General features: G+C 69.2%; 11 protein-coding genes and 1 pseudogene. 3 read left to right on the forward strand and 9 right to left on the reverse strand.

The features are described 5' to 3' along the window. Window positions 1–116: 116 nt before the first annotated feature. From D1643_RS07415 to D1643_RS07430, 4 genes are all read right to left on the reverse strand, one after another. A complete protein-coding gene (locus D1643_RS07415) occupies window positions 117–302 on the reverse strand; it encodes a sigma factor-like helix-turn-helix DNA-binding protein (RefSeq protein WP_201751021.1) in 186 nt (61 codons plus the stop codon). A 135-nt stretch (window positions 303–437) separates the two neighbouring features. Then, window positions 438–662 (reverse strand): sigma factor, encoded by a 225-nt coding sequence (locus tag D1643_RS07420; RefSeq protein ID WP_160710016.1) that lies wholly within the window; start codon window positions 660–662, stop codon window positions 438–440. Next, window positions 662–970: a hypothetical protein gene (locus tag D1643_RS07425; RefSeq protein ID WP_160710017.1), complete on the reverse strand. Its 309-nt coding sequence runs from the start codon at window positions 968–970 to the stop codon at window positions 662–664. Before D1643_RS07425 ends, D1643_RS07420 begins: the two co-directional genes overlap by 1 nt. Next, window positions 930–1295 (reverse strand): hypothetical protein, encoded by a 366-nt coding sequence (locus tag D1643_RS07430; protein WP_160710018.1) that lies wholly within the window; start codon window positions 1293–1295, stop codon window positions 930–932. Before D1643_RS07430 ends, D1643_RS07425 begins: the two co-directional genes overlap by 41 nt. Window positions 1296–1703: 408 nt before the next feature. On the opposite strand from D1643_RS07430, the gene D1643_RS07435 reads away from it, so the two are divergent. Beyond that, window positions 1704–4844 carry an ABC transporter ATP-binding protein/permease gene (locus tag D1643_RS07435; RefSeq protein ID WP_160710019.1) on the forward strand — a complete coding sequence of 1047 codons (3141 nt, stop codon included), beginning with the start codon at window positions 1704–1706 and terminating at the stop codon, window positions 4842–4844. 54 nt (window positions 4845–4898) lie between these two features. Continuing rightward, on the forward strand, window positions 4899–5891 hold the full coding sequence (locus tag D1643_RS07440; protein ID WP_160710020.1) for a gamma-glutamyl-gamma-aminobutyrate hydrolase family protein: 993 nt from the start codon (window positions 4899–4901) through the stop codon (window positions 5889–5891). Window positions 5892–6296: 405 nt separating this feature from the next. Here the strand turns inward: D1643_RS07440 and cysK are convergent, their stop codons facing one another. From cysK to D1643_RS12265, 4 genes and pseudogenes are all read right to left on the reverse strand, one after another. Next, window positions 6297–7226 (reverse strand): cysteine synthase A, encoded by a 930-nt coding sequence (gene cysK / locus D1643_RS07445; RefSeq protein WP_160710021.1) that lies wholly within the window; start codon window positions 7224–7226, stop codon window positions 6297–6299. 108 nt (window positions 7227–7334) lie between these two features. Beyond that, window positions 7335–8750 carry an Mbeg1-like protein gene (locus D1643_RS07450; RefSeq protein ID WP_160710022.1) on the reverse strand — a complete coding sequence of 472 codons (1416 nt, stop codon included), beginning with the start codon at window positions 8748–8750 and terminating at the stop codon, window positions 7335–7337. Then, complete coding sequence (locus tag D1643_RS12260) at window positions 8743–9843, reverse strand: PLP-dependent aminotransferase family protein (RefSeq protein ID WP_370520315.1); 1101 nt, start codon at window positions 9841–9843, stop codon at window positions 8743–8745. The genes D1643_RS07450 and D1643_RS12260 overlap by 8 nt, the downstream gene beginning before the upstream one ends. Before the next feature lie 435 nt (window positions 9844–10278). After that, a pseudogene (locus tag D1643_RS12265) lies at window positions 10279–10446 on the reverse strand (GntR family transcriptional regulator); the annotation flags it as partial. Window positions 10447–11097: 651 nt separating this feature from the next. Between D1643_RS12265 and pdxS the strand changes: the two are divergent. Beyond that, window positions 11098–11985 (forward strand): pyridoxal 5'-phosphate synthase lyase subunit PdxS, encoded by an 888-nt coding sequence (gene pdxS / locus D1643_RS07460; RefSeq protein WP_201751023.1) that lies wholly within the window; start codon window positions 11098–11100, stop codon window positions 11983–11985. 28 nt (window positions 11986–12013) lie between these two features. On the opposite strand, the gene D1643_RS07465 is transcribed toward pdxS, so the two are convergent. Beyond that, window positions 12014–12548, reverse strand: a 535-nt coding sequence (locus D1643_RS07465) for a hypothetical protein (RefSeq protein WP_201751024.1), incomplete at its 5' end; no start/stop codon positions are given.

A 12548-nucleotide genomic window follows, 5' to 3' on the forward strand; every position in this document is an offset into this window, starting at 1 on the left:
CGCGGGCGCGGCGGAGGCCGCGGGCGCGGGGGCGGCGGCGATGCGCGCCCGGACGGCCTCCTCCCAGCCGGCAGGCGCCTGGACGGCGCGCAGCTGGCACCGGTAGTCGTCGAACCTCATCGCTCCTCCTCCCGCAGCATCTTCCGCAGCCGCGCCCGCGCGCGATGCAGCCGCGTGCGCACCGTGGCCGGCGCCACGCCGACGATGGCTGCGATCTCGTCCGTGGCGTACTCTTCTATAGAGAACAGGTAGACGACCTCCCGCAGGACCGGCGGCAGCGCGTCGACGTGCCGACACAGCACGCTCGCGTCCTCGCCAGCGTCTCCGCCTACGCACGGCCCATCTGGCTCGGCGGGGCCGACGAGAGCCGCCCGCGCGCCCGCGCGCTCCAGCGTCTGCGGGTCGGCCGCGTCCTCGGGGCGGCGGCTGCGGACGCGTCAGCGGTTCTTGCAGCGACAGGACGCCGCCTTCATAAGCCAGCGCCGGAGGTGGCGCTCGTCTTGTAAGCAGCTACCCGAGGCAAACAGGGCGACGAACACGTCCTGCGCCGTCTCCTCAGCCTCGGACGGGGCGTGCAGCTGGTGAAGCGCAAAGCAGTACACCGCGTCGCCGTAGCGCCGCTTGGCGCGCTCGACGAAGGCCGCGCGGTCGGCGTCGGGCATCAGAAGCCCCTGACGACGTAGGTGCCCGCGACGGTTGATCCGTCCAGCTCATAGGCGGCGAGCCTCGTCTCGGCGCGCTCGCGTACCCGGGCGCGCACGCGGTCGAGAAGCGCGCGGGCCTCCTTCTCCGACAACTCAGGCGCGAGCTGCTGGACGAGGGCCGTCGCATCCTCCTCCGGCGCGACCACCGAGGTCAGACGCCGCCTCAGCTCGGCGGCATCGTCGCGGCCAGCCGCAGCGCGGGCGCCCAGCTCGGCGTCCAGCGCGTCATGGTAGGCGTCCGCCGCGCGCGCATCCCACCCGGCCATGGGGGGCCGCCGCCTCCTCTGGCGTGGACACGTCGCCGCCCAGGGCCGCATCGAGCTCGGCGGCGTAGACGTAGGCCACCCGCTCGTCAGGCATGCCCGCGTTGATGATGACGGCCTCCAGGTCTGGGCGCGCGCCGACCGCCTTCTCGCCGATGGGGCAGTAGGTCAGCCCTGCCTCGTTGCTCGGCCAGACGTGGAGCCGCTCGGTTGCGCACTCCGCTATCGACAGTGATCCCGCGGCCATCGCCATCGCCACGCCCGTCGCCACCATGCCGCTGCGCAGCGCGCCTCCGCGCGCGCTGGCGTCGCGCCTTCCGTTACCCATGGTCGCCCCCTCCCGCCTGCGGCCGCCCAGGCGACGGCCCCTCGTCTCCTTATTACACCGGCTTGCGCGAAAATGTTCCCATTTTGGTCATTTGCTTCGAAATTCCGAGGGGTTCACCTCGGAAAGCGGCCCCGCCGGGCGGCGTTAAGAGCGTTTCCCCAGGTCGGGGTTTTCCACGTCCACCCACAGGAGGCGCGCGGCAGCGAAACGCCTCGGAATTTCGAAACAAATGACCACTTTTCGCGCGAATCCGCGCATGACGCCGCCCCATGTGCCCGGTATGTGTTGATTGGCCCGTCTCTGGACGGCGCAGATAGTTTAGAAGCTAAACTATCTGGCGAGAAAAGAGGGCGTGCGCCCGCGGGGGTTGCGCGCAGAGACGCGAGCCACCGGAAAGGCAGCTCCCCCATGCTTCAGCTCCAGCACATTCGCAAGTCCTACACCACGGGCAGCTTCACGCAGACGGCCCTCGACGACGTGTCGGTGGCCTTCCGCGATAACGAGTTCGTCGCCATCCTCGGCCCGTCGGGCTCGGGCAAGACCACCATGCTCAACATCATCGGCGGGCTCGACCACTACGACACCGGCGACCTCATCATCGACGGCATCTCCACCAAGAAGTACAAGGACCGCGACTGGGACACTTACCGCAACAACCGCATCGGCTTCGTCTTCCAGAGCTACAACCTCATCCCCCACCAGACGGTGCTCGCCAACGTCGAGCTGGCGCTCACGCTGTCGGGCGTGAGCCGCGAGGAGCGCCGCACGCGCGCCATCGCCGAGCTCGAGCGCGTCGGCCTGGGCGACCACGTGAACAAGCGGCCCAACCAGCTCTCCGGCGGGCAGATGCAGCGCGTGGCCATCGCCCGCGCGCTCATCAACGACCCGGAGATCCTGCTGGCCGACGAGCCTACCGGCGCCCTCGACTCCAAGACCTCCGTCCAGATCATGGATCTGCTCACCGAAATCGCCAAGGACCGCCTGGTGGTCATGGTCACCCACAACCCCGAGCTGGCCGAGCAGTACGCCACACGCATCGTCAACCTGGCCGACGGCGTCATCCGGTCCGACACCGACCCCTTCGAGCCCACGGCCGATGAGATGCGCGAGTCCACCAAAAAGGTGCGTCGCACCTCGATGGGCCCGCTCACGGCGCTCGCGCTGTCGTTCAACAACCTCATGACGAAGAAGGGCCGCACGCTCATGACGGCCTTTGCCGGATCCATCGGCATCATCGGCATCGCGGCCATCCTCTCGCTCGCCAACGGCGTGAACGCCTACATCAAGACGGTGGAGGAGGAGACGCTCTCAGAGTACCCGCTCCAGATCATGTCGACCGGCCTCGACATGACCTCGATGCTGCTGGGAAGCGTGCCGGACAGCGCTCCTGACGCCGGTGAGGACACGACGACCGACGGTGACGCTGGCACCGGCGACGAGGCCCCCGCAGACGAGGTGGGCGTCGTCGAGATGATCACCACCATGTTCGGCTCGGTGGGCTCCAACGACCTGGCCTCGCTCAAGGCCTACCTCGACAGCGGCGAGAGCGGCATCGAGCCCTATGTCAACGCCATCGACTACACCTACGACGTGGCGCCCCAGATCTTCAGCTCCAATGTGGACAACTTGCGCCAGGTGAACCCCGACCGGTCGATGGCGTCGCTCGGCATCGGCTCGGGCACCTCGAGCAACTCGCTCATGTCGATGGCCATGAGCACCGACGTGTTCTACGAGATGCCCGACGACCCGGGCCTCTACGAGTCGCAGTACGACGTGAAGGCTGGGCGCTGGCCCGAGGCGTCCAACGAGGTGGTGCTCGTCACCACGCCGAGCGGGCGCATCAGCGACTTCATGCTCTACACCCTGGGCCTGCGCGACGCCGCCGAGCTCGACGAAATGGTGCGCCAGTTCGCCGCCGAGGAGGACGTCATCGTGCCCGACGACATCGAGCCGGTGTCCTACGAGGACGTGCTGAACGTGCGGTTCAAGCTGGTCAACGCCGCTGACTGGTACACCTACGACGCCGATTACGGCGTGTGGGTGGACAAGTCCGACGACAACGCCTTCATGCGCGAGCTCGTGGCCGCAGGCGAGGACATCACCGTGGTGGGCATCGTCACGCCGTCGCCCGACGCCAAGGCCACCATGCTCCAGCCGGGCCTCAACTACCCCGCGTCGCTCGTGACCCACGTGATCGATCAAGCCGCGGCCACCCAGATCGTCCAAGACCAGCTGGCCGACCCGTCGGTCAACGTGCTCACCGGCAAGCCCTTCGGCGAGGAGGATGACGAGGAGAGCGCATTCGACATGGACTCGCTGTTCACCATCAACTCCGAGGCGCTCCAGGCGGCCTTCAAGATAGACCAGCGCAAGCTCTCCGTGGACATGTCGAACACGCTCAACCTCCAGGGCGTGGCGGCCAACCTGCCGCCGGCCCCCGAGCCCGACATGGCCGCGCTCACCGGCTCGCTCGATCTGGAGCTGTCCGATGAGCAGGTGTCCGGCCTGGTCACCAACGTCATGGGAGCCTTCCAGGCCTACCTGAAGACGCTGCCGCCCGAGGAGCAGGCCGCCGCCATGACCGACTTCGGCGGTGCGTTCGCGAAGTTCCTCAAGTCCCCCGCCGGCCAGGCAGCCGTGGCAGCCCAAACCATGAAGATCGCCCAGGAGAAGGACCTGGAGAACCAGGTGGCACGCGCGCTCCAGGGGTATGTGACCTCCACCATGACCTCGTACATGTCCACCATGGCCAAGGCGATGGAGACGCAGGTCACCGCCGCCATGCAGAAGGGCATGGCCCAGATGGGCGCCAACATGGCCTCGGCCATCTCCATCGACGCGGACGCGTTCGCCGACGCCTTCGAGATGAACATGACCGAAGACGAGCTGCGCGACCTGATGATGTCACTCATGACCTCGGAGGACGCCACCTACGACGGCAACTTGCGCGCGCTCGGCTACGCTGACCCGGCCAAGCCCGCGGGCATTGACATCTACCCCGTCGACTTCGACGCGAAGGCCCACGTCATCGCGATTCTCGACGACTACAACGCGCGGATGGAGGCCGAGGGCGCCGACGACAAGGTGATCACCTACACTGACTTCGTGGGCACGCTCATGGCGTCGGTGACCGACATCGTGAACATGATCAGCTACGTGCTGGTGGCGTTCGTGGCCATCTCGCTGGTGGTGAGCTCCATCATGATCGGCGTCATCACCTACATCTCGGTGCTCGAGCGCCGCAAGGAGATCGGCATCCTGCGCGCCATCGGCGCCTCGAAGGGCGACATCAGCCGCATCTTCAACGCCGAGACCATCATCGAGGGCCTGGTGGCGGGCCTGCTGGGCGTGGGGATCACCGTGCTGGTCTGCATTCCGGTCAACGCCGTGGTGTACTCGCTCTTCGACGTGCCCAACGTCGCGCAGCTGCCGTGGCAGGCTGCCGCTATACTGGTGGGGATCAGCGTGTTCCTGTCGTTCATCGCGGGGCTCATCCCCGCGTCGAGCGCCAGCCGGAAAGACCCCGTGGAGGCGCTGCGCAGCGAGTAGCCCCGCGGGGGAGGCTCGCGCGCGACGCCCCGCCCGGTGGGAAGGTGATTGAGCGTGAGCCATAAGGAAGAGCCCCTCTACGATATCAAGCCCTCGCCCGACATGGGGATGTGCGGGGACGCGACACCTGAGACGTGCCTGCGTGCCTACGGCGAGACGGTGGTGGCTGGCGTGACCGTGCCGCTCTGCACGGCCTCGACCGGCATGCCGTGCACCAAGGCCGTGCGCGCGGTTGCGCCCGAGACGTTGGAGGACGACGGCACCCCAGCCGCCCGTCCGGCGCGCCGCGGACGGGCCTGGGCCTCGTCGGGCGCGCGTCGCCCGTTCATCGGACTGGTGGCCAAGCAGTTCCCCGAGGAGCGCTTCCTCAGCCTTCCGGCCGACTACGCGCCGGCAGTGGCGGCGGCCGGCGGCATCCCCGTCATCCTGCCGTTCATGGAGGACGTCGACGCCTACGCGAGCCTCTTCGAGCACCTGGACGGCTTCGTGCTGACCGGCGGCCACGACGTGGATCCCGCGCTCTACGACGGGCCCTCCCCCACCGACCCGGCCTTTGCCGCCGTGAGCCAGCTCACGCCCGAGCGCGACGCGCTGGAGTACGAGATCCTCAACTTCGCCGACGAACACGACGTGCCGGTGCTGGGCATCTGCCGCGGCATGCAGCTGATGAACGTGTACTACGGCGGCACCCTGCACGTCGACCTGCCCGCCGACCTGGGGCTCGACCGCCACCACCACTGGCAGACCGCCGCGCCGTCCTGCCCCGTGCACGAGGTGACCATCGATGGGGGCACGCGCCTGGGCGCCGTGATGGGCCCGGGGCCGTTCTCGGTGAACTCCCTGCATCATCAGGCCGTGCGCGACGTGGCGCCCGCCCTGCGCGCCTGCGCCTGGGCCGACGGCCTGGTGGAGGGCGTTGAGCATCCGGAACGCGCCTTCATGGTGGGCGTGCAGTGGCATCCCGAGTTCTTCGCCGGCGACGGCCCCATGGGCCCGCTGTTCGACGCGCTCGTGGACGCAGCGCGCCCCCGGCGCGAGGCGCGGTAGGCGCGGCGCAGGCCGGAAGCGGCGCATCGGGCCGGCGGGCACACCGCGAAGGTTGGCCCATCGGCGGGCGCGGGCCCCTCTTCGTGGCGGGCGGCGGACGCCTCCGCCGGCAGGCGCGCCTCCGTTGCCACGAATTCCGCTCTCAGTGGCACAGATCGCCAGTTTGGTACGGTCGCGCGCCTCCGGATTGCCGCATCACGCAAAGCGACCTGGGAACGCATCGGCGTTTTCCCAGGTCGCGGTTTACCCAGTATGACTTTTTGCTCGCACTTAGGGCGTCCCACCGTACCAAACTGGCGATCTGTGCCACAAAGCGGCGAAAACGTGGCAGCAGGCCCCGAAAGCGACGCCGAGCCCCTCCCCGGCGTCGCTTTCGGGGCAAGCCCCTCCGCCCGGCGGCGGGCTTTAGAAGTCGAACATCGCGGTGGTGAGGTAGCGCTCGCCCGTGTCCGGCAGGATCACCACGATGGTCTTGCCCGCGTTCTCCGGCCGCTGGGCCAGCTTGGCCGCGGCCGCGGCCGCCGCGCCAGACGAGATGCCCACCAGCAGCCCATCATGGGCAGCCAGGTCACGCCCGGCCTGGAAGGCCTCCTCGTCGGTGATGGGCAGCACCTCGTCGTAGATGGCCGTGTCCAGCGTATCCGGCACGAAGCCGGCGCCGATGCCCTGGATCTTATGCGCGCCCGCACGACCCTCGGAAAGCACCGGCGAGGCAGCCGGCTCCACGGCCACCACCTGGATCGCCGGGTTCTGCTCCTTGAGGTAGGCGCCCGCGCCCGAAAGCGTGCCGCCCGTGCCCACGCCCGCCACGAGAATGTCCACGGCGCCCTCGGTATCGCGCCAGATCTCCGGGCCGGTGGTGGCGCGATGGACGGCCGGGTTGGCCGGGTTGGTGAACTGCGAGGGGATGAACGAGTTCGGCGTAGCGGCCGCAAGTTCGTCAGCCCGCGCGATGGCGCCGGCCATGCCCTCGGCGCCCGGCGTCAGCACGAGCTCGGCCCCGTAGGCGCGCATGAGGTTGCGCCGCTCGACGGACATGGTGTCGGGCATGACGATGATCACGCGGTTGCCGCGCGCCGCCGCCAGCGCCGCCAGGCCGATGCCGGTGTTTCCCGAGGTGGGCTCGATGATGACCGTGTCGGCGTCGAGCCGGCCGGCGGCCTCGGCGGCCTCCAGCATGGCACGGGCAATGCGATCCTTCACCGAGCCGGCGGGGTTGAACGACTCCACCTTGCCCAGCACCGTGGCGCCCAGGCCGCGGTCGCGCTCGAAGTTGACAAGCTCCACCAGCGGGGTGTCGCCGATGAGCTCGGATACGCTGCGATGCACGTTCATGAGGTTCCTCTTTCTCTCGTGCGTTCTCGGACGCTCACGCGCTCGCGGACGCGCTTGCCGGGGACGCGATGCCCCGTCCACGTTACAGCGATAAAGTCTACCTTTTAACTAGTCTTTGTCAAGCACGCCGCCGCACGCTGCGGGAGAAGCCTCCGGAGACGGCGCGGAGGGGCAGGGTACCGGCAAGGACGCCCCGCATTCCCCCAGTCGGAGATCGTCGGCTTTCGCAGGATGCACGCCATCGGCCTTCGCAGGGCACGGGCCACCGGCCCCTGCGAGCTGCAGCCCGTCGGGCTCCGCATGCGACGGCTTGCCGGCCTCTGCGAGCTGCGACCCGTCGGCCGCAGGACGCAGCGACCGGGCGAAATCCGCCGGACGGGAGCCGTCGTAGCTCTCACGGCGACGGGGCAGGCGAATGCGGGTGCGCGGGTCGATACTCTTCGCCGTCTCGCGTCCTACGACGCCGACGAGCGCCTTGAAGGTGTCCAGGATGAACGCGCGCGTCTCAGGATCGAGCTTGGCGGTGGACGAGGCCACGCTCATCACGATGGACCCGAAGTTACGGTGCAGATCGGCGGCGGTCTTCACGCCTGAGGCGGCAACGAAGTCGTAGATGGTGTCGATGAACTGGGCGCGCTGCTCAGGCGTGCGCGTCTTCAGCCAGCCGTCGAGGGTGCCATCGGCCCACAGCGCCGTGCGGGTGAGCCCGTCGCGGTAGAGGAAGTCACCATCGCTCACCAGCCACGAGAACGGCTCGTGCTGGAAGATGAGCATGGCGCTCGACTGCACCACGTGATAGTCGCTGCCGTCCTCGAGGATCATGCCGAACAGCGACGACTCGGGAACGGCCTTGAACAGCATCGCGCGATACGTCGGGTCGCCGACGCGCGGAGACGGGTCGCCAAGGAACGAGGGCCCGTCGTAGTTGCATACCCGCGTGATGCGGCCGTACACGTCCGACGCCACGCAGAGCGCCGCGTACTGGGCGAGGTTGCCGCCCTTCGAGTGGCCCGTCAGCACGATTCGCCCAGGCAGGGCCGACGCCACGCCCGACACGTAGGCCACGGCCGCCTGCTGCGAGGGCGTGACGTCCATGAAGCAGAGGTTGAAGTCCTCCTTCCAGCCGGCCAGGCTGCCGTCGGTGCCGCGAAACGCCAGGTAGACGCAGCCGTCGCCCACGGTGAGGGTGATGGCCGAGAACTGCTTCTCCACCGCATCGGAAGACTCGCTGACGTAGAAGGACACGAAGGCGTCGCGATAGCGGCGGCTGGCCATGAGGGCACGCAGGAAGGAGCGGCTGTCGGCGGCGTCGCGCATCCAGCTGCCGGCGAGGAGGTCGCGCCACGAGGCGAGGGCCAGCACGTCGTGGAGCCGGAAGGGCTCGGAGGGGCGGGCAGGCAGACGATCGTAGCGCTCATAGCGCAGGTAGGCCAGCGTAGCCATGACCAGGCCATCCACCATGTTGAACGGCTCCTCCTCGAACGTGCGCTGCTCGCGCGCGAGATAGGACACGATGTTAGCCACACTCATCTCCTATCACCCGGGCGGCGGCAGCCACGTTCTGCTCCTGAACCGAACCATAGGCCATGAGAAAGCGGCCGGTCAACGACGGATCGGCCGCTGATCCCAAAGCATAGGACGCCAGCGGCGCCATCCGCACGCTGCGGGACAGGGCGCGAGCCACCAGATCCTCCTGACCGCGAGCGTCCATTCCCCGCACGTGCAGTACGAAGTGGAGCCCGGCGTCGACGTGCTCGAAGGCCAGGCGGTCGGCGGCCGGCGTGGCCCGCAGCGCGTCCAGGAGGGCGTCGCGCACCCGCCGGCTGCGAGCGCGCGTGCGATTGACGTGGCGCTCGTAGTCGCCCGACTCGATGAACCGCGCGAGCGCCGCCTGCTCGAGAGCGCCCACCGTGCACGCGTGGAATCCCAGGTCACGCGCGAACGCGCGCGCCAGATGCGGCGGCAGCACCATGTAGCCGATGCGGAAGGCGGCGCCCAGGCTCTTGGTGAACGTGTTGAGGTAGATGACCCGCTCGGCGCCGTCGATGCTCTGGAGCGAGGGCAGCGGACGGCCCGCCATGCGAAACTCGCAGTCGTAGTCGTCCTCGACGAGGTAGCGCCCCGGCTCCTCCACGGCCCAGGCCAGCAGCTCGTAGCGGCGGGGCGCCGGCGTGACCAGCCCCGTGGGGAACTGGTGCGACGGCATGCAGTGCAGCACCGAGGCCCCCGATGCGCGCAGCGCAGAAAGCGAGGGGCCCTCGGCGTCCAGGGCCACGGGAGCCACCGACACTCCCTCGGCCCGATAGGTAGCCGCCAGCCGCGGGTAGCCCGGATCCTCCACGGCGAATCGACGGCTCCGCCCGAGCAGCAGCACCAGCAGGTGATAGAGCGCCTGGGCGCCCGCGCCCACGACGATCTGCGCGGGGTCGACCACCATGCCGCGAAATCCGCGCAGATGATCGGCGATGGCCCTCCGCAGCGCGAGGGATCCCCGGGGCCCCGACGCCGCCAGCAGCGTGCGCTCCGACTCATCCGCCAGCACGCGCCTGATGGTACGCGCCCAAGCCGCGTAGGGAAACAGCCCCTCCCCCGCTGTCGCACCCGAGAAGTCCGCCACAAGCTCCCGCGACGGGGCGGGGCTTGAAAAGCCCGCCTCAGGCCCTCGTGACGGGGCGGGACCCGAGAAGCCTGCTGCAAACGCCCGCGACGGGGCGGGGCTTGAGAAGGTGATATTCTCGATTGAGGATATTGCGCGAGAAGCACCATCGGTGCAGGTCAACAGGGTGTTTTTGCCCTTTTTGGCGCCGCCTGACCCACTTCCGCCGTGTGCCTCAAGCGAAGCCGAGCGCGCGGCGCTCGCGTTTGCGCCTCCACCCGCAGTCGATCCCGCGGCCGGAACCGCGTCTGACAGCGGCTTCACAGGCACTCCGCTTGAGCATTGGGCACCGACGCCGACGACCCCGTAAGCGGGCGCGCGGGGAATGTCGGCGGCGAAGAAGCCCCGACGCTCGCGGGACTCCAGGTAACCCTCGGCGACGAGCTGCCCATAGGCGCCCTCCACGGTGATGACGCTCACGCCCAGGTGCCGCGCGAGCGCCCGTCTGGAGGGCAGGCGCTCCCCCGCCGCGATGACGCCCGATTCCACGTCCGCGCGGATGAACGCATAGAGCTGCCCCTGCAGCGTGCCCGCGCCCTCACGCCGCAACTCGTAGGTCAGCATCGCAGCCCCCTCTCGTCGCAAACGAATGTTTCACGTGAAACACTCCCCACGCGCAGCCTGCCAGAACCCGCCACCTCGAAAGTCCTTTCCGACGGCCACAATCGCTATCGCCCTGTCTTCAAACCCATCCTTCGCAACGTTGCACCTCCGCGCTCTGCAAACAAATGTTTCACGTGAAACATTTGCCTGCACGCGTGCGGCGACCTCGCTCGAAGCACTCGCGTCGCCGACGCCAGACGCCGTCCCGCACGCGCGGGGCGCCCCGTGCCCAGGCCGCTCGCGGCCCGCCCTCTCGCCGTGCCCCGCGCTCCACCCGCGCCCGCATTTCGCGCCCATGCTCGCGTCCTTCGCAGCAGCACCACCTCCCGCGGCCCGCGCCTCGCACTCCTCTCGCGGCATCATCGCGCCTTACGACTGCCGCCATACCCCGTGCCCCCTCACGACCGCCGCCATACCCCGTGCCCCCTCACGTCGTCTCACGCACCCGTCGCGCCTCGCACGCTACCGCCATCGCGCCTCGCGCCTTTCGCGGCTGCGAGCGCGCTTGCAGGCACTTCTGGCCCTATTAAAAACTCACGATCTGACTATATCAACAAGACCACAGAGCCACTACCCTCTCAGATGTCCCTATCGTCGAGCGGAAGGATCCCTATGGATAATCAGCAGGTCGCCGAGCGGGCGACCCTTAACCGACAGCTAGCTCAGATGCTCAAGGGCGGCGTCATCATGGACGTCACCACGCCTGAGCAGGCCCGCGTGGCCGAGGAGGCGGGTGCCTGCGCGGTCATGGCCCTTGAGCGCATCCCCGCCGACATCCGCGCGGCCGGCGGCGTCTCGCGCATGAGCGACCCGGCCATGATCAAGGGCATCCAGGCCGCCGTGTCCATCCCCGTCATGGCGAAATGCCGCATCGGTCACTTCGCCGAGGCCCAGATCCTCCAGGCCATCGAGATCGACTACGTCGACGAGTCGGAGGTGCTCTCCCCCGCCGACGACATCTTCCACATCGACAAGACGCGCTTCGCCGTGCCCTTCGTCTGCGGCGCGCGCAACCTCGGCGAGGCGCTGCGCCGCATTGCCGAGGGCGCGTCGATGATCCGCACCAAGGGCGAGCCGGGCACCGGTGACGTGGTGCAGGCCGTACGCCACCTGCGCGCGATGAACGCCGAGATCCGCCGCGTCCAGGCCCTGCGCGACGACGAGCTGTTCGAGGCCGCCAAACAGCTGGAGGTGCCGCTCGACCTGCTGCGCCGGGTGCATGACGAGGGGCGGCTGCCCGTGGTCAACTTCGCCGCCGGTGGCATCGCCACGCCGGCAGATGCCGCGCTCATGATGCAGCTGGGCGCCGAAGGCGTGTTCGTGGGCAGCGGCATCTTCAAGTCCGGCGACCCGGCCCGCCGCGCCGAGGCCATCGTCAGGGCCGTCACCAACTACGAGGACGCCGAGCTGCTGGCCGCCCTCTCCGAGAACCTGGGCGAGGCGATGGTGGGCATCAACGCCCAGGAGATCGCCCTCATCATGGAGGAGCGGGGGCAATGAGCCGAAGAGACGCTGCGCCGGCGGGAATTCAGGGAACCGAAGGGGAAGCCCTCGGCTCCCACGCGGACGACAGGCGCCGCTCGTCCGCGGCCAGCACGGGCGCCTCGCCCTCGCCAACGTCCTCGGCGACCGGCGACGAACCGGCGACTGCAGCGGCCCAGCGGCACACCCCGTCCGCGATGGTCAGCGGCCCCGTTTCGCCCACGTCCACGCCCACGCCCTCGACGGCTGACGCCTCATCCGCGCCTGAGGCAGCCAGCGAACGCACCCCGTCTGCAACAGCCGGCGGCCCCGCCTCGCCCACGCCCGCCGCGGCCAGCACGGGCGCCTCGCCCTCGCCAACGTCCTCGGCGACCGGCGACGAACCGGCGACTGCAGTGGCCCAGCGGCACACCCTGCCCACGATCGTCAGCGAACACAATTCGGCCGGCGTGGCCGAGGGGCGCACCCCGTCCGCGCCGGCCGCCGGCCTCATCTCGCCTACGCCCTCGCCCTCGATGGCTGACGCCCCGTCCGCGCCCGCGGCGGCCGGCGGTCCCGCGTCGCCCGCGCCCCGACCCGCC

The sequence above is a fragment of the Enterorhabdus sp. P55 genome (assembly GCF_009911695.1).
Lineage (GTDB): Bacteria > Actinomycetota > Coriobacteriia > Coriobacteriales > Eggerthellaceae > Enterorhabdus.